The organism is Streptomyces sp. WG7 (assembly GCF_049975785.1).
Lineage (GTDB): Bacteria > Actinomycetota > Actinomycetes > Streptomycetales > Streptomycetaceae > Streptomyces.
Genome location: NZ_JBNGGE010000004.1, coordinates 228,268 through 244,143, shown reverse-complemented (window position 1 = coordinate 244,143; position 15,876 = coordinate 228,268). Strand labels below are relative to the sequence as shown.

Below are 15,876 nucleotides of genomic sequence, written 5' to 3'. Positions count from 1 at the left end.
CCACGCGCGTCCGGCGTGGCTCAGCCGCCGGTGGCGAGGAACTGGGTCGCCGCCAGCTCCGCGTACAGCGGATCGGCGGTCACCAGCTCACGGTGCGTACCGACCGCCCGGACGCGCCCCGCGTCCATCACCACGATCCGTTCGGCCATCGTCACCGTGGACAGCCGGTGCGCGACGACCAGCACCGTGGTCGTGCGGGCCACGTCGGCCACGGTGTCGCGCAGGGCCGCCTCGTTGACCGCGTCCAGCTGCGAGGTCGCCTCGTCGAGCAGCAGCAGCCGGGGACGCCGCAGCAGGGCCCGCGCGATGGCGACCCGCTGACGCTCACCGCCCGACAACTTGGTGCCGCGATGCCCGACCAGCGTGTCCAGGCCGTTCGGCAGCCGGGCGACCAGACCGTCGAGGCGGGTCGTCTTCACCACCGTGGCCAGGGCGCCGTCGTCCGCGTCCGGGTTGCCCAGCAGCAGGTTGTCCCGCAGCGAGCCGGACAGTACAGGGGCGTCCTGCTCCACATAGCCGATCGCCGCCCGCAGCGAGGCCGGTTCCCAGTCCGCCAGGCTCCGGCCGTCCAGCGTGATCTCCCCGGAGACGGGGTCGTAGAACCGCTCGATGAGGGAGAAGACGGTGGTCTTGCCCGCGCCGGACGGGCCGACGAACGCCGTCATGCCGCGGGCCGGCACGTCGAAGGTCACCCCGTGGTGGATGTACGGCAGGTCGTCGGCGTAACGGAAGCGGACGTCGTGGAAGGCCACCGCGGCCGGTTCCGCGCCCGGGGACGGCAGGGGGGCCGGCCGGGCGGGCGGCTCGGCGGGCAGGCGCAGGGCGTCCTGGATACGGGCGAGCGCCGCCTTGCCCGTCTGATACTGCGTGACCGCGCCGACGACCTGCTGTATCGGCGCCATCAGATAGAAGACGAACAGCAGGAACGCGACCAGCGTGCCGATGTCGATCGCCTCGGTGGCCACCCGCGCCCCGCCCACCGCGAGCACCGTGATGAAGGCGATCTGCATCGCCAGCCCGGCCGTGTTGCCCGCGGCGGCCGACCACTTGGCGGCGCGCACACTCTGCCGCCACGACTCCTCGGCGGCCTCGTGCAGCACCCGTTCCTCCCGGGGCTCGGCGCCGGACGCCTTCACCGTGCGCAAGGCGCCGAGGATCCGCTCCAGCGCGGCACCCATCACGCCCACCGCGTCCTGCGCCTGCCGGCTCGCCCGGTTGATGCGCGGCACGATCAGCCCCAGGACCGTACCCGCCCCGAAGATCACGGCCAGGGTCACCCCGAGGAGCACCGGATCGACCACACCCATCATCACCAGGGTCGCCGCCAGCGTGAGCCCGCCGGTGCCGAGACCGACGAGCGAGTCGGTGGTGACCTCGCGCAGCAGGGTCGTGTCGGAGGTGATCCGGGCCATCAGGTCACCGGGCTCGGTGCGGTCCACGGCCGTGATGCGCAGCCGCAGCAGATACGACGACAGGGAGCGCCGCGCGCCGAGCACCACCGACTCGGCGGTGCGCCGCAGCACGTAGGAACCGAGGCCGCCGAGCGCCGCGTTGGCGACCACGAGGCCCGACATGGCCAGCAGGGCGCCCGTGATGGTGCGGTCGTGCGACAGGTCGTCGATCAGCTCCCGCGCCACCAGCGGCAGCATCAGCCCGGTGGCTCCCGTGGCCAGCGAGAGCAGGGCGCCCACGAGCAGGGCCCGGCGGTGCGGCCGTACGTATGTCAGGAGCAGTCGCCAAGCGGGGGGACCGGTCTCCGTCTCTGCGGTGCTCACGGCACTCCTTCGGCAGGTGGGCGGACGACTCAGGCTACGCCGTGGCCGTACGGAGGAGCCCGCGGATGGGCGAGCGGGCACCGGCGGACCCCCGAACCGCCTGTCACCTGCGCTTTGCCGATCGGTTGCGCGTAGGGTCGGGGGGAACGCTGAACGGCCGAACAAGGAGTCAGGACCATGGCGCAGGAAGTACGCGGCGTGATCGCACCGGGCAAGGACGAGCCCGTGCGGATCGAGACGATCGTCGTGCCCGATCCCGGACCGGGGGAGGCCGTGGTCAGTATCCAGGCCTGCGGGGTGTGCCACACCGACCTGCACTACAAGCAGGGCGGCATCAGCGACGACTTCCCCTTCCTGCTCGGCCACGAGGCCGCGGGTGTGGTCGAGTCGGTCGGCGCCGGTGTCACCGACGTCGCCCCCGGCGACTTCGTGATCCTCAACTGGCGTGCGGTGTGCGGCAAGTGCCGGGCCTGTCTGCGCGGCCGGCCCTGGTACTGCTTCGACACCCACAACGCCGAGCAGAAGATGACCCTCGCCTCTACCGGCCAGGAGCTCTCCCCGGCCCTCGGCATCGGCGCCTTCGCCGAGAAGACGCTGGTCGCCGCCGGACAGTGCACCAAGGTCGACCCGGCCGTCTCCGCGCAGGTGGCCGGCCTGCTGGGCTGCGGGGTGATGGCCGGCATCGGCGCCGCGATCAACACCGGGAACGTCGGCCGCGGCGACACGGTCGCCGTCATCGGCTGCGGTGGCGTCGGCGACGCGGCGATCGCCGGTTCCCACCTCGCCGGGGCGGCGAAGGTCATCGCCGTCGACATCGACGACCGCAAGCTGGAGACCGCCCGGGGCATGGGCGCCACCCACACCGTCAACTCCCGCGAGAACGACCCCGTCGAGGCGATCCGCGAACTGACCGGCGGCTTCGGCGCCGACGTCGTCATCGAGGCCGTCGGCCGCCCGGAGACCTACCGGCAGGCCTTCTACGCCCGCGACCTGGCCGGCACCGTCGTCCTCGTCGGCGTACCGACACCCGAGATGAAGCTGGAACTGCCGCTCCTCGACGTCTTCGGCCGCGGCGGCTCCCTGAAGTCGTCCTGGTACGGCGACTGCCTGCCCTCCCGCGACTTCCCGATGCTCATCGACCTCCACCTCCAGGGCCGCCTGGACCTGGGCAAGTTCGTCACGGAGACCATCCGGCTCGACGAGGTCGAGAAGGCCTTCGAGCGGATGCACGCCGGTGACGTGCTGCGTTCGGTGGTGGTGCTGTGATGGCCGCCCGCATCGAACGCCTCGTCACCTCCGGGCAGTTCAGCCTCGACGGCGGCACCTGGGACGTCGACAACAACGTCTGGCTCGTCGGCGACGACCACGAGGTGATCGTCATCGACGCCGCCCACGACGTCGACGCGATCGTCGAGGCCGTCGGGGACCGCCGGCTCACCGCCGTCGTGTGCACCCACGCCCACAACGACCACGTCAACGCCGCGCCGGCCCTCGCCGAGCGCACCGGCGCCGTCGTCTGGCTGCACCGCGACGACCTGCCGCTGTGGCGGCAGACCCACCCCGACCGGGACCCCGACGCCTGGCTGACCGACGGCCAGGTCATCGAGGCCGCCGGTGCCGACCTGACCGTCCTGCACACCCCCGGGCACGCGCCCGGCGCGGTCTGCCTGTACGACCCGGGCCTCGGCGCCCTCTTCAGCGGCGACACCCTCTTCCAGGGAGGGCCCGGCGCCACCGGCCGCTCCTACTCCCACTTCCCGACCATCATCGACTCGATCCGCGACCGACTGCTCGTCCTCCCGCCCGAGACGAAGGTCCACACCGGCCACGGCGACCCGACCACCATCGGCGCCGAGGCCCCGCACCTGGACGAGTGGATCAAGCGCGGGCACTGACACACGTAAAAGGTGACAGAAGATGTCCGGCTTCCAGGGCACTCTCGATCACGACATCGCTCGTGCGCAAGAGGAACGGGAGCCGGACATGGCAGCGTCACAGGAAGCATCACGGGAGAAGCCGCTGACGGGCAGGGTCGCACTGGTCGCCGGGGCGACCCGGGGCGCCGGACGCGGCATCGCCGTCGAACTGGGCGCGGCCGGCGCCACCGTCTACGTCACCGGCCGCAGCACCCGCGCCCGGCGCTCGGAGTACGACCGTCCCGAGACCATCGAGGACACCGCCGACCTGGTCACCGAGGCCGGCGGCCACGGCATCGCCGTACCCGCCGACCACCTCGACCCGGCGCAGGTCGCCACGCTCGTCGACCGCGTCGACCGCGAACAGGGCCGCCTGGACGTCCTGGTCAACGACATCTGGGGCGGCGAGAACCTCTTCGCATGGGACGGCCCCGTCTGGGAGCACGACCTGGACAACGGCCTCAGGCTCCTGCGGCTCGCGGTCGAGACCCACGCCGTCACCAGCCACCACGCCCTGCCGCTGCTGCTGCGCCACCCCGGCGGACTGGTCGTCGAGGTGACCGACGGCACCGACGACTACAACCGCGACCACTACCGCGTCTCCTTCTTCTACGACCTCGCCAAGTCGTCGGTCCTGCGCATGGCCTTCGCCCTCGGCCACGAACTCGGACCGCGCGGCGCCACCGCCGTCGCGCTGACCCCGGGCTGGCTGCGCTCGGAGATCATGCTCGACCACTTCGGCGTACGCGAGGAGAACTGGCGCGACGCCCTGGACCGCGTCCCGCACTTCGCCATCTCCGAGACGCCCCGCTACGTCGGCCGCGCCGTCGCCGCCCTCGCTTGTGACCCGGACGTGGCGCGGTTCAACGGCCAATCCCTCTCCAGCGGCGGCCTCGCGAAGGAGTACGGCTTCACGGACCTCGACGGCAGCCGCCCGGACGCCTGGCGCTACGTCGTCGAGGTACAGGACGCGGACAAGCCGGCCGACGTCACCGGTTACCGCTGACCGGGTGGCAGCGGCCAGCGGGCCGCGTGACCCGGGGGCAGCGCCAGGTCCTCCCGCACGGCCGCGTAGTAGCCCTCACGTCCCGCGCGCTGCCGCTCCAGCAGGGCCTGCCAGGCGTCCGGGTCACGCCGTTCCTCGCGCAGGAAGCGCTCCATCTCCAGCACCGTCACGACCCAGACCCGGGCCTTCTCCACCACCTCCCGGCTGCCCAGCAGGAGCAGGGCCTCCCCGGCGGGGTCCCGGGCGACGGTGGCCTCGGCCTGGGCCGGCGCGGCCTCCCGCGGGGGCAGCGGGTGCGGGTGCGGGTCGTTGCCGAGGTGTGCGGCGATCCGGTACGTCAGCGTGACGGAGGTCTTGAGGGCCCGCGCGTAGTCGGCGTAGACCGCGAGCCTGCGCTCCTCCCAACGGGCCGCGGTCTCACTGCGGAACCGGGCCCGGTCGCTGCGGACCACGGCGAGATACGAGCCGAGCGCGCCGATGACGACACCTATGAGCGCGGGGAGTTGCTGCAGGAACGCGGACATGGAGGCACGCTACCTGCCCGAGTGATCGTTCCGGCAGTACCGTCGGGCCATGACGGACACAGGGCGTTTCACCGACCACGGAGTACTGGTCACGGGCGCGGCCCGGGGCATCGGCGCGGCCACCGCACGCCGGCTCGCGGGCGAGGGGGCGCGGGTGCTGCTGACCGACGTGGACCTCGCCGCGGCGCGGCGGACGGCGGGCGAGCTGACGGAACAGGGGCTCACCGCCGAGGCGTTCGCCTGCGACGTGACCGACCGGGCGTCCGTCGAGGCGGCCGTCGCCCACGCCGCGGACACCTTCGGCACCCTCGACGTGCTGGTCAACAACGCCTACGCCTGCACGCCCGACGCCCCGCTCTTCGAGGACGAGCCGGACGAGGTCTGGGCCCGCGACCTCGACGTCACCCTCACCGGCGCCTACCGCTGCTGCCGCGCCGCGCTGCCCCACCTCGCGGCCTCCGGGCGCGGCGCGATCGTCAGCGTCGGCTCGGTCAACGGCGTCCAGGACTTCGGCAACCACGCCTACAGCGCCGCCAAGGCGGGCCTCGCCTCCCTCACCCGCACCCTCGCCGGACACGCCGCCGCGCGCGGTGTCCGCGTCAACCTCGTGACGCCGGGCACCGTGCGCACCACGGCCTGGGAGGGCCGGGACACGGAGTTGGCGGCGGTCCGGCGGCTGTACCCGCTGGGGCGGGTCGGCGAACCCGAGGACATCGCGGCAGCCGTCGCCTTCCTCGCCTCGCGGGACGCGTCCTGGATCACCGGCACCACGCTGGTCGTCGACGGCGGTCTCACCGCGGTCAACACCGGGTTCCGGCAGGCGTGCCGGGAAGGGGACGGCACGGACTGACGGCCGCTCGACGGGCCGGGGCAACCGGCGCCGTTTGTCACCGTTTCGTCGCGGTACAGGCGGGTCGGGCAACCGAAGCGGCCGGGCGGTGGTCCCCCAAGGGGGGAGCGCACCACGGGTGGCCCCCTCCGTCCGATCCACCGCTTCGACGCGAAAGGCCGACCAGCCATGGGGGACATGCACCGACGGGGAGCCGTCGCACTCGGGGTCACCGCACTGGTGGCACCGCTCACGCTCGCGCTCGGCGCCGCACCGGCCCAGGCGGCGAGCTGTACGACGCAGACGGGGCCGCACCAGAAGAAGGTGGAGAAGTTCCTGGGCCGCCCGGCCGACGGCAAACAGTCCACCGCCGACTGCAAGGCGATCCGCGCCTTCCAGACCAAGCACGGCATCACGCCGAACATCGGCTACGCGGGCCCCGTCACCTGGGGTGTGATGGACCTGATGACGAAGCAGAAGGCCGTCGGAAAGAACCCCAACAAGTCGGGCAAGTGCCCGGTCAACAAGGGCCGTATCGCCTGCGTCGACCTCACGCTCCAGCTGAGCTGGATCCAGGACGGCAGGAAGCTCGTGTACGGCCCGGTACCGGTCCGCACCGGCCGCAACGGCCACGAGACCCGCACCGGCCCGAAGAAGGTCTACTGGCGCAACATCGACCACCACTCGACGATCTACGACGTGCCGATGCCCTACAGCCAGTTCTTCGACGGCGGCCAGGCCTTCCACGCGGCCGGCGTCAGCATGTGGAGCCCGCCGGGCTCGCACGGCTGCGTCAACATGACCAAGTCCGACGCCAAGAAGTACTGGTCGCTGCTGAGGAAGGGCGACGACGTCCACGTGTACGGACGCAAGCCGGGCACCTGACGGATCCGGGCACCCGGCTCACGCCTTCGCGTCACAGCTGGGGAGCGTCCCCGAAGTCCGGGATCTCCAGCCTGGTACCGCCCTGCCGCGCGGACTCGTGCGCGACGATGCCCGGCAGGGTGTAGCGGGCGGCGACCCACGCGTTCACGGACGGCAGCGTCCGGGAGTTGACCGCGGTCACGAAGTCGTCCGCCAGGAAGTGGTGGCTGCCCTCGTGCCCGTTGCTCATCCGGTCGTAGGCCCGTGGCAGCCGCGCCCGGTCGTGCACCGGCGCCGAACCCGAGGTGAAGGCCGCCCGCAGCTCCGGTGCGACGTGCTGGAGGGACGGGTCGTCGGGGGACGTGGTGGGTTTGGGCTCCAGCAGTTCGCTGATGTCCTCCACCCCGTTCTTGTCCTGCCACAGTGCCACCGTGGCGAGCTGCTCCATGCTCGCCTCGGTTCCGAAGAACCGGAAACGGGACTCCCGGATGTGCGAGGGATAGCCGACCCGCCGGAACTCGTTCGTACGGAACGACCCGCCGCCGGCCACCTCGAACAGTGCCGTCGCGTTGGAGACGTCGTTGTCGAACTGGCTGACCGACCGGTCGAAGACCCCGTCCCCGCGCTCGTCCACCACCCCGAGCGCCGAGACGCTGACCGCGTGCGTCTGCCAGGCGCCCAGCACCCCGCCCACCGAGTGCGTCGGGTACAGCAGCGGCGGATAGCTGGCGGTGGCCTTCCACCCCTCGCCGCCGCTGTACTGGTAGGCCTCGTAGAAACCCAGGTCCATGTCGTGGACGTAGTCGCCCTCGGCGTAGAAGAGCCGTCCGAAGGCGCCCTCGGCGATCCGGTTGCGGGCGTGCACGGTCGCCGGGTTGTACTGGCTGGTCTCGCCCATCATGTACGTCAGTCCGGTCGCCTTGACCGCGTCGATGATCTCCGCGATCTCCTGCGTGCTGATCGCCATGGGGACCGCCGAGTACACGTGCTTGCCCGCGCCCAGCCCCTGGAGCACCAGCGGGCCGTGGGTCCAGCGCTGCGTGAAGACCGCGACGGCGTCGACCGCCGGGGACTCCAGCATCGCCTCGTAGGTCGGGAAGGTGCCGGTGAGGCCTTCGGCGGCGGTGAGCCGTTCGGCCCGTTCCGGCAGCAGGTCGGTGACGTACACGTCGCTCACACCCGGGTGGGCCATGAACAGCCTGGCGAACTGGCCGGAGAACTGGCCGGCACCTACGATGCCGAGGGAGAACGTCATGGATGATGTGCCTTTCACTGGTCGAGGATCAGATTGATCTGGTCATTGGTCTCGTCGAGGCTGCTGACGGGTTTTCCGCCGCCGTAGACGTCCTGCATGGCGGGGCGCATGAGTGCCTGCACGTCCGCGGCGTAGTTGGTGATGGGGTAGGAGAAGGTCCGGAACTCCTCCTCGTCGTCGACCGGCCGGGTGAAGGCCGTCACGTCGATGCCCTTCTTCGCGTAGGCCGCGACGGCCGCCTCGGTGCCGTCGGGCGTGGCCGGGAAGACGATGCCGTAGCCGCCCACGGTCCGCTGGCACTCCTCGGAGGCCAGGTACTTCACCCACTTCAGGGCGCCCGGCTTGTTGCGGGCGTCCTTGGTGACGGAGTCCGCGAGACCGTTCATCATCGTGGCCCGCTTGCCGGTCGGACCGGCGGGCGTGACGGCGGTGGCGAAGTCGACGCCCTCGAAACCGGCGTACGTCGAGAGCATCCACGCTCCGTCGAAGGCGGTGGCCGCCCTGCCCGCGGCCACCTGGGCGTTGGCCTGGTTGGAGACGGAGTAGTCGGTGAAGGGGGCCATGTAGCCCTTGTCGGCCAGCCCGAAGTACCACTCGATGACCGACTGGAACGTGTCGTCGTCGTACCGGTACTCGGTGCCCCACCGCTCCTTGTCCGTGTAGGTCCAGCCGGCGGACGCGGCGAGGTGGCTCCAGGTGGTCTGGCCGTCACCGTCACCGCCGCCGTTGGTGGCCAGGCCGTAGACCTCGACGTTGTCCTTGTCGAAGCCGGGCTGGTCACCGCGCCGGCCCTTCTCGTCCACGGTCAGGCGCGCGATCGCCTTCTCGAAGGTGCCGCCGTCCACGGGGTTCCAGGAGAGGCCGTTCAGCTCCTCGGCACTCAGCCCGGCGTCCTGCGCCATCCGCTCGTTGTAGAAGAGGGCGACGGTGTCCCAGTCCTTCGGGGCGCCGTAGCGGTGGCCGTCCTCGCCGAGCCAGCTGGCGGCCAGACCGGGCTGGTAGGCGGAGTCCTCGATGCCCAGGTCGTCCAGCGGCTCCAGCACCTTCAGGTCGGCGAACTGGCCGAACTTCTGGATGTGGTCGGTGAACACGTCGGGCTGGGTGCCCGCGATGAAGCTCGCGGTGAGCTTGGTCCAGTAGTCGTCCCAGCCCATCTGGGAGATCTTCACGTCCAGGCCGGGGTTCCGCTTCTCGAAGTCCTTCGCGCACGCCTGGTACGCGGGGAGCTGGTTGGTGTCCCAGAGCCAGTACGTCACCGTGTCCGCGGCCGATCCGGCGCCGCCGCCCCGGGCGCAGCCGCTCGCCAGGGACAGCGCCAGCGCCCCGGTCAGAGCGGCGGCCGTACGAAATCGCATGTCCGTCCCCTCACTTGATGCCGGTGAAGCTGATGGTGCTGACGATGCGGCGCGCGAAGACACCGAAGAGCAGCAGCATCGGGAGTGCCGCGATGAGCGTGGCCGCCATCAGTCCGGACCAGTCGGTGCCGGTCGTCGGGGTCTGCGCGCGGAAGACGGCCAGTGCCACGGTGAGTACGCGCGAGCTGTCGCTGTAGGAGACCATCAGCGGCCAGAAGTAGTCGTTCCAGGACGTGATGTACGTGAGCACGGCCAGGGTCAGCACGGGCGTCGCCGCCATCGGCAGCATCACCCGGGAGAAGACCCGCACCTTCCCGGCGCCGTCCAGCAGGGCGGCCTCCTCCACCTCCCTGGGGAGGTTCATGAAGAACTGCCGCAGGAAGAACACCGCGAACGGGGTCATGAACATCGTCGGGAGAGCGATGCCCAGCAGGGAGTCCACCAGCCCGAGTTCCTTGATGAGGACGAAGTTCGGCAGCAGGGTGAAGATGGCCGGCACCATCAGCCCGGCCAGGAACAGGGCGAACACGGTGTCCCGGCCCCGCCAGCGCAGCCGGGCGAAGGCGTAGGCGGCCATGGCGGAGAAGAGGATCTGGCAGACGGTGATCAGGGTGGAGACGAACACCGAATTGAGCAGGTACCGCCAGAACCTCAGTCCGCTGCCCGAGCCGCCCTGCGCGATCGCCTCCTCGGCGGACTGCAGGCCCAGGGCCCGCTCGAAACCACTGGTGGTCGGGTCGACCGGCAGCGGGTCCGCCGGGTGGGCGGCCAGCCCGGTGTTGGTGGACAGCGCGGTGCGCAGGATCCAGTAGAAGGGCAGCAGGGTGACGAGGACGATCGCGGCCATCACCGCCCAGGCCGCGATCCGCCCGGGGGAGAGCCGCCCGCGCCTGCCGCGCCGTGCCGTCGGCGGGCCGGCCGCGGAGACCGTGCCGGTCACGGAGGCCGCGTCGTCCGCGGGTGCCGTGCCGGCCGTGGAGGTCGTGTCGGTCATCCCGTTCTCCTCTCCGTCAGCCGAGGTCGGTCCGGCCGGCCCGGGTGAGCCGGTACTGGACGAAGGTGATGGCGCTCAGCACGACCAGCAGGGCGACCGACATCGCCGAGGCGTACCCGAACTGGAAGCGGCCGAAGGCGGCGCCGTAGATGTAGAACTGGAGCACGTTGGTGGCGTTGGCCGGTCCGCCCCCGGTGGTCACGGCGACCGTGTCGAAGACCTGGAACGAACCGATCACCGTCATGATGAGGACGACCGCGAGGACCGGCCGCAGCAGCGGCATCGTGATCCGCCAGAACATCCGCCACTCGCTCGCGCCGTCCACCTTCGCGGCCTCGTACATGTCGCCGGGGATGGCCTGGAGCCCCGCGAACAGCAGCAGCGCGGTGTAGCCGACGTGGCGCCACACGTTGATCAGCGCGATGGTCGGGACCGCCCAGGTCTCGTCGGCCAGGAAGGGGATGCGGTCGAGACCGAGCCCCGCGACGATCTCGTTGCCGATGCCGAGCTGGGTGTCCAGCATCCACAGCCAGACGATGCCGGCCACGACGTTGGACATCAGGTACGGCGTGAGCACGATCCCGCGCAGCAGTGACGACTGGGTCAGCCGCTGGAGGAGCACGGCGATGGCCAGGGCCGAGACCGTCTGCACTCCGATGTTGATGACCACGTAGACGACCGTGACCCGCATCGACTCCCAGAAGATGGGGTCGTTGACCATCCGCACGTAGTTGTCCAGGCCCACCCACCGGGCCGGGGTCAGGAGGTTGAAGCGGGTGAAGCTCAGGTAGATCCCGCGCAGCGTCGGCCAGAGCAGGAAGACCACGAAGCCCAGGAGCGCCGGGGCGATGAACACCGCGGCGAGACGTCCGTCACCCCGATTCCCGCCGGGGCTGCTGGAGGCGATGGTCATCGGCGGACTCCCTCGCATGCGGTGGCTCGATCCCATTTACTTTTGGGCTGGAATAATCAATGCGTCAAGAGGTCGCACGAACATCCTTTTCAAAGGAAAAGTTGCCTAGACTGGTTCCATTGTTTCCGGTCCGGAAGAAAGTGGGGCTCGATCACATGCCCACAAGCGCCGAGAGCTGGCTGCCGTTGAGTCCCGGAGAACGCTCCGTGGCGATCGAGGTGCTCGTGCACGGACCGCTGTCCCGTACCGAGCTCGCCCGGCGGCTGGGCCTCTCACCGGGCAGCCTCACCCGGCTGACCAAGCCGCTCATCGAGTCGCGGCTGCTGGTCGAGGTCCCCGAGGCGGGCGCGCCGGCGGGAGCGCGTCCGGGGCGTCCGTCGCAGCCGCTCGACGTGGTCACCGACTCCCGGTACTTCCTGGGCTTCAAGATCACCGGTGACACGGTGTACGGCGTCGTCACCACCCTCAGGAGCGAGATCGTCGCCCGCCACGACCGTGCGCTCACCACGCACGAGCCCGGTGAGGTCGCCGACCTGCTGGCCGCGATGACCGGGGAGCTGTCCCGCGGCCGTCCCCGGGTCGCCGGCATCGGCATCGGCGTCGGCGGACTCGTCGAGGGCCGGGCCGTGGTCGGCGAGTCCCCCTTCCTCGGGTGGCGGGGAGTCCCGCTGGCCGGACTCGTCGAGGAGCGCACAGGACTGCCGGTCGTCGTCGAGAACGACACCGCCGCATTCGTGGAGGCCGAGACCTGGTTCGGGGCGGGGCGCGGGCTGGACCGGTTCGTCGTCCTCACCATCGGCGCCGGGCTCGGGTACGGGCTCGTGCTGGGCGGCAAGCGGGTGCCCTACCCGGGGGACGAGGACCGCGGCTTCGGCCGCCACTGGATCCTCGACCCGTACGGTCCGCTCACCCCCGACGGCCGGCGCGGCAGCGCCGTCTCGCTGCTGACCATCCCCAACATCCGCTACCAGGTCCAGGCCGCCACCGGCCGGGACCTGGGCTACGAGGAGATCCTCGCGTCCGCCGCCGCCGGCGAGCCCGTGTCCGCCCGGGTCGTCGAGGAGGCCGGACGGGCCCTGGGCGCCCTGGTGGCGCAGGTCGCCAACTTCGTGATGCCGCAGAAGATCCTGCTCGCGGGGGAGGGGGTGGGCCTGATGGACGTGGCCGGAAAGGTGGTGGAGAACACCATCCGCGACAACCGGCATCCGCGGGCCGCGCCGGTCGGTCTGGAGACCAGGGTGTCCGACTTCCACGACTGGGCGCGCGGCGCCGCGGTGTTGGCGATCCAGGTCCTGGTACTGGGAGCGGCGCAGGTGTGAAGAGGCGTGCCATGTGCGCCAGAACACAGATGGTGTGAACGAACTCGCCGGTAGGCCTTGACAGATGAGACGATTGACGTGATCAGTAACACGGTCCGTTATGTCCGGTTGGCTCGCCATTACTCACATCGTCTTCACGCCGGGCGCCGTATGCTTCACAGCATGTCCACCACTGTTGAACCCTCCTCCGAGCGATCGGCTGCCGAGGTCAACGAGGAGATCCGGGCCCTGTGGCTCCGGTCGGGCGGGATACTGAGCGTCGAGCAGCGCGCGGAGTACCAGCGGCTCGTCATGGAGTGGGCCACCGCGGCCCCGGAGCCCGCGAAGGCTGCCTGACCGCCGCCTGACTCCTCGGCGCATCGGAGCCCCGCCCCCGGGCACCCCACGGGACGGGCGCCCTTCTCGCACTGACCTCGGCCGTCTGCTACGGCATCGTGAACTTCGCCGGCGGCCTGCTCTCCCGGCGCGTCCACTTCGCCGCCGTCACCTTTCTCGGTCAGGCGGGCGGGCTCGCGCTCGCCTGCGTGGCCGCCCTCCTCGTGACCGCACCCGGCGTCCGCCCCGCGGACCTGCTGTGGGGCGCCCTGTCCGGTGTGGGCAGCGGCGTCGCCACGCACTTCCCCAACCGGGGCCTGAGCCGCGGCGCGATGAGCGTCGTGGTGCCCGTGAGCGCCGTCACAGGCGTCGCGCTCTCCGACCTGTGCGGCGTACTCGTCCTGGGGGACCGCCCGGGCGCCGTCGCCTGGGCGGGGATCGTCGTCACCGCGCCCGCGCTCTGGCTGGTCTCCGGGGGCGGCACCGGCCCCGGCAACGCCGTCGCCGATGGTCTGCTCGCCGGCGGGGGCGTCGCCGTCCGGTACCTCGCCCTCGGACAGGCCGGCCCCGAAAGCGGCCTGTGGCCCGTGGCGGCAGGCCGTGTCGCCGCCGTACTCCTGCTGCTGCCCGCCGCCGCACGGCACCGCGGACGCCTGCGGCCGCCCTCGCGCCGGGCCGCCGAGGCACTGCTGACCGGCGCCGGCGCCGCCCTCGGCCTGATCCTGTACCTCCTCGCCGCCCAGCGGCAGCCGCTGTCGGTCACCGTGGTCCTGGCCTCCCTCCACCCGGCACTGCCCGTGATCCTGGGCGTCGCCCTCCTCCACGAACGGGTCGGCCGCGGGCAGTCCGTGGGCCTGATCGGTGCGGCGGCGGCCACGGTGCTGCTGACACTGGGCTGAGGCCCGGTGGGATCCGGCGAGAGCCGGCCCGCTGTGCCGACGTCCCCGGCACCACCGGACGACCCACCGGCCGGGAGACCCGCGCGGCGGCGGTCCCACCGGCGCGGTGACGGCCCCGGCCGGTCACCGACCGAACCGGACGTCGGCCCCGCCCACCACGTGGGCGGCCGGCACGCGGCCCGCCCGCCGCGGTGGCGACTGCGGCGGGCGGGCCACGCCCGACGGGCCGCCCGATGCCGCCAAGTGGGTACAGGGCCGGGCAGCCGCGTACATCCGCTGCGTCCGAGGCCGTCACCGGACGGCGCCGGCGAAGGTCCTGTCGCCGTTCCGGCGGGCCGAGCCGGCCGCCCCCGTGCGCCGCGCGTCCGGACGCGCAGCCGCCTCGCCCGCCCACGCCCTGCCTCCCCCGCACCACAGCTCACCCCCACGTCGTCGAGTAGTGCCGTCGGTAGGCTTTGCGGTCCTGCTCCGCGCGGATCCACCGGGTGGCCACCAGCGCGACCAGGCTGCCCGCGACGACGAGCATGCCGGGACCGACGTTCCGGCGGTCGGTGAGCCGGGAGAGCAGTGTCGAGCCGTTGACGCCCGTCACGGGCGCCACCGCCCCCGGTGCCGCGGTCCCCGGCGCGGTGTCACCGCCGCCGTTGGCGGCCGGCGGCGAGGACGCGGCTCCGGGCCCCGCCCCCTCCTTCGCGGAGACGATCAGCCGTACGCCGAGCGACCGCATGGCCTCCGGCAACGGCTGGAAGAACGTCGTGCCCCCCTTGTCACAGTCGCCGCTGCCGCCCGACGTCACGCCGAGGGCGAGGCCCTCGGAGAACATCGGGCCCCCGCTGTCCCCCGGTTCGGCGCACACGTCGGTCTCGATGAGGCCGGTGACCGTGCCCTCCGGATAGTTCACCGTCGCGTCGAGCGCCGTCACCCGCCCGTCGCGCAGCCCGCTGGTGCTGCCGCTGCGGAACACCCGCTGCCCTACGGCCGGTTCACCCGTACCCGTGATCCGCACCCCCTGGTCACCACCGACCGCCACCACGTCGGCGCCGTCGCCGGCCTTCCCGTCCGCGTACTCCACCAGGGAGAAGTCGTCCCCGGGGAAACTCCCGGCGACCGTTCTGCCGACCTGTCGGCCGTCCCCGCCGCCGGACCAGACGGACCCCGTCGGCCCGCAGTGGCCGGCGGTCAGGATGAAGTCCCTCGTTCCGTCGGTCACGTTGAAGCCCGCCGAACAGCGCCCCGCCGTGGACAGGATCGGCTCCGCCCCGTTCAGGCGAGTCGTGAACGTGCCGTCGGTGCGCTCCATGCGGACGAACTCGCCGATGCCCTCCGCGACACCCGTCAGCCGGGACCAGTCGGATCGGGAGACCGTGCTGTCACCCCGTACCACCACCTCGTTCGACCGGTAGTCGAGCGCCCACGCCGTCCCGGGCACCCGGGGCGCCGAACGCAGCGCCGAGGCGCCGGACTTCAGCTCGGACATGCTGTGCCGAACGACCTTCGCCTCGGCACCGGCCCGCCGCACCTCCTCGGCCGTGCGCTCGTCGGTGACCGCGACGACCGGCCGCCCGTCGGAGCCGACCCAGTGGCCCGCCGTACGGGAGGTGCCCAGCCGTGACACGAGTCCGGCGCCGGTACCGGCTGCGGTCCGCGCCGCTGTGTGCGGCGCGGCCGACGCGGCGGGGGGCTCGTCCGCCACGGCCCGGGTGACCATAGTCCCCCCGATCAGGAGTCCGCATACGGCCGCCAGCCGTGCCGTTCGCCGGACGATGTGTCGTCGTGCGTGCCTCATGTGCGTGCTCCCGAACCCGGACACGCGGTGTCGCCACCGCGGGGGCCTCCGGACGTCGAGCGCCCCCCTCCCGTACGGGGAAGGACCCGCCCGCGTTCACCGGGCCGGCGGACCGGTCGCGGACGC

At 71.9% G+C, this 15,876-nt stretch carries 15 protein-coding genes and 1 pseudogene; 9 read left to right on the top strand and 7 right to left on the bottom strand.

The window, feature by feature from the left end; translation table 11 throughout:
• Positions 1-20: 20 nt before the first annotated feature.
• Positions 21-1,775 carry an ABC transporter ATP-binding protein gene (locus tag ACP4J0_RS07095; RefSeq protein ID WP_426597744.1) on the bottom strand — a complete coding sequence of 585 codons (1,755 nt, stop codon included), beginning with the start codon at positions 1,773-1,775 and terminating at the stop codon, positions 21-23.
• A gap of 177 nt (positions 1,776-1,952) precedes the next feature.
• On the opposite strand from ACP4J0_RS07095, the gene ACP4J0_RS07090 reads away from it, so the two are divergent.
• The 3 genes from ACP4J0_RS07090 (at position 1,953) to ACP4J0_RS07080 (ending at position 4,697) form a co-directional block, all read left to right on the top strand.
• On the top strand, positions 1,953-3,041 hold the full coding sequence (locus tag ACP4J0_RS07090; RefSeq protein ID WP_426597743.1) for an S-(hydroxymethyl)mycothiol dehydrogenase: 1,089 nt from the start codon (positions 1,953-1,955) through the stop codon (positions 3,039-3,041).
• Positions 3,041-3,670, top strand: a complete 630-nt coding sequence (locus ACP4J0_RS07085; protein ID WP_426597742.1) for an MBL fold metallo-hydrolase — start codon at positions 3,041-3,043, stop codon at positions 3,668-3,670. The genes ACP4J0_RS07090 and ACP4J0_RS07085 overlap by 1 nt, the downstream gene beginning before the upstream one ends.
• A gap of 88 nt (positions 3,671-3,758) precedes the next feature.
• Positions 3,759-4,697 carry an SDR family oxidoreductase gene (locus tag ACP4J0_RS07080; RefSeq protein WP_426597741.1) on the top strand — a complete coding sequence of 313 codons (939 nt, stop codon included), beginning with the start codon at positions 3,759-3,761 and terminating at the stop codon, positions 4,695-4,697.
• On the opposite strand, the gene ACP4J0_RS07075 is transcribed toward ACP4J0_RS07080, so the two are convergent.
• Positions 4,688-5,221: a hypothetical protein gene (locus tag ACP4J0_RS07075; protein WP_426597740.1), complete on the bottom strand. Its 534-nt coding sequence runs from the start codon at positions 5,219-5,221 to the stop codon at positions 4,688-4,690. The two genes, ACP4J0_RS07080 and ACP4J0_RS07075, sit on opposite strands and share 10 nt — an antisense overlap.
• A 49-nt stretch (positions 5,222-5,270) precedes the next feature.
• Here ACP4J0_RS07075 and ACP4J0_RS07070 point away from each other — a divergent pair, with 49 nt between their 5' ends.
• Both ACP4J0_RS07070 and ACP4J0_RS07065 read left to right on the top strand, forming a co-directional pair.
• Positions 5,271-6,071, top strand: coding sequence for an SDR family NAD(P)-dependent oxidoreductase (locus tag ACP4J0_RS07070; protein WP_426597739.1), 801 nt, complete (start codon positions 5,271-5,273; stop codon positions 6,069-6,071).
• Positions 6,072-6,239: 168 nt separating this feature from the next.
• On the top strand, positions 6,240-6,935 hold the full coding sequence (locus ACP4J0_RS07065; RefSeq protein WP_426557347.1) for a L,D-transpeptidase family protein: 696 nt from the start codon (positions 6,240-6,242) through the stop codon (positions 6,933-6,935).
• 31 nt (positions 6,936-6,966) lie between these two features.
• Here the strand turns inward: ACP4J0_RS07065 and ACP4J0_RS07060 are convergent, their stop codons facing one another.
• The 4 genes from ACP4J0_RS07060 to ACP4J0_RS07045 are packed head-to-tail and all read right to left on the bottom strand — an operon-like array spanning position 6,967 to position 11,431.
• Positions 6,967-8,169: a Gfo/Idh/MocA family protein gene (locus tag ACP4J0_RS07060; RefSeq protein WP_426597738.1), complete on the bottom strand. Its 1,203-nt coding sequence runs from the start codon at positions 8,167-8,169 to the stop codon at positions 6,967-6,969.
• A gap of 14 nt (positions 8,170-8,183) precedes the next feature.
• Positions 8,184-9,524 (bottom strand): ABC transporter substrate-binding protein, encoded by a 1,341-nt coding sequence (locus tag ACP4J0_RS07055; RefSeq protein ID WP_426597737.1) that lies wholly within the window; start codon positions 9,522-9,524, stop codon positions 8,184-8,186.
• A 10-nt stretch (positions 9,525-9,534) separates the two neighbouring features.
• Entirely contained in the window at positions 9,535-10,518 is a 984-nt protein-coding gene (locus tag ACP4J0_RS07050) for a carbohydrate ABC transporter permease (protein WP_426597736.1), read from the bottom strand.
• Between the two features lie 16 nt (positions 10,519-10,534).
• Positions 10,535-11,431 carry a carbohydrate ABC transporter permease gene (locus ACP4J0_RS07045; protein WP_426597735.1) on the bottom strand — a complete coding sequence of 299 codons (897 nt, stop codon included), beginning with the start codon at positions 11,429-11,431 and terminating at the stop codon, positions 10,535-10,537.
• Between the two features lie 155 nt (positions 11,432-11,586).
• Between ACP4J0_RS07045 and ACP4J0_RS07040 the strand changes: the two genes are divergently transcribed.
• The 4 genes and pseudogenes from ACP4J0_RS07040 to ACP4J0_RS07025 all read left to right on the top strand — a co-directional run bounded on the left by ACP4J0_RS07040 (position 11,587) and on the right by ACP4J0_RS07025 (position 13,964).
• Entirely contained in the window at positions 11,587-12,750 is a 1,164-nt protein-coding gene (locus ACP4J0_RS07040; protein WP_426597734.1) for an ROK family transcriptional regulator, read from the top strand.
• A 150-nt stretch (positions 12,751-12,900) separates the two neighbouring features.
• On the top strand, positions 12,901-13,086 hold the full coding sequence (locus ACP4J0_RS07035; RefSeq protein WP_426597733.1) for a hypothetical protein: 186 nt from the start codon (positions 12,901-12,903) through the stop codon (positions 13,084-13,086).
• A 65-nt stretch (positions 13,087-13,151) separates the two neighbouring features.
• Positions 13,152-13,526, top strand: a pseudogene (locus tag ACP4J0_RS07030) (EamA family transporter); the annotation flags it as partial.
• Between the two features lie 126 nt (positions 13,527-13,652).
• Positions 13,653-13,964 (top strand): EamA family transporter, encoded by a 312-nt coding sequence (locus ACP4J0_RS07025; protein WP_426597817.1) that lies wholly within the window; start codon positions 13,653-13,655, stop codon positions 13,962-13,964.
• 418 nt (positions 13,965-14,382) lie between these two features.
• On the opposite strand, the gene ACP4J0_RS07020 is transcribed toward ACP4J0_RS07025, so the two are convergent.
• Positions 14,383-15,750, bottom strand: coding sequence for a S1 family peptidase (locus tag ACP4J0_RS07020; RefSeq protein ID WP_426597732.1), 1,368 nt, complete (start codon positions 15,748-15,750; stop codon positions 14,383-14,385).
• Between the last annotated feature and the right edge of the window lie 126 nt (positions 15,751-15,876).

Coding starts and splice junctions, on each gene's coding strand:
- ACP4J0_RS07085 (WP_426597742.1), top strand. CDS start 3,041: ATGGCCGCCCGCATCGAACGCCTCGTCACCTCCGGGCAGTTCAGCCTC.
- ACP4J0_RS07080 (WP_426597741.1), top strand. CDS start 3,759: ATGGCAGCGTCACAGGAAGCATCACGGGAGAAGCCGCTGACGGGCAGG.
- ACP4J0_RS07045 (WP_426597735.1), bottom strand. CDS start 11,431: ATGACCATCGCCTCCAGCAGCCCCGGCGGGAATCGGGGTGACGGACGT.
- ACP4J0_RS07050 (WP_426597736.1), bottom strand. CDS start 10,518: ATGACCGACACGACCTCCACGGCCGGCACGGCACCCGCGGACGACGCG.
- ACP4J0_RS07065 (WP_426557347.1), top strand. CDS start 6,240: ATGGGGGACATGCACCGACGGGGAGCCGTCGCACTCGGGGTCACCGCA.
- ACP4J0_RS07075 (WP_426597740.1), bottom strand. CDS start 5,221: ATGTCCGCGTTCCTGCAGCAACTCCCCGCGCTCATAGGTGTCGTCATC.
- ACP4J0_RS07040 (WP_426597734.1), top strand. CDS start 11,587: ATGCCCACAAGCGCCGAGAGCTGGCTGCCGTTGAGTCCCGGAGAACGC.
- ACP4J0_RS07060 (WP_426597738.1), bottom strand. CDS start 8,169: ATGACGTTCTCCCTCGGCATCGTAGGTGCCGGCCAGTTCTCCGGCCAG.
- ACP4J0_RS07090 (WP_426597743.1), top strand. CDS start 1,953: ATGGCGCAGGAAGTACGCGGCGTGATCGCACCGGGCAAGGACGAGCCC.
- ACP4J0_RS07070 (WP_426597739.1), top strand. CDS start 5,271: ATGACGGACACAGGGCGTTTCACCGACCACGGAGTACTGGTCACGGGC.
- ACP4J0_RS07035 (WP_426597733.1), top strand. CDS start 12,901: ATGCTTCACAGCATGTCCACCACTGTTGAACCCTCCTCCGAGCGATCG.
- ACP4J0_RS07055 (WP_426597737.1), bottom strand. CDS start 9,524: ATGCGATTTCGTACGGCCGCCGCTCTGACCGGGGCGCTGGCGCTGTCC.
- ACP4J0_RS07020 (WP_426597732.1), bottom strand. CDS start 15,750: ATGAGGCACGCACGACGACACATCGTCCGGCGAACGGCACGGCTGGCG.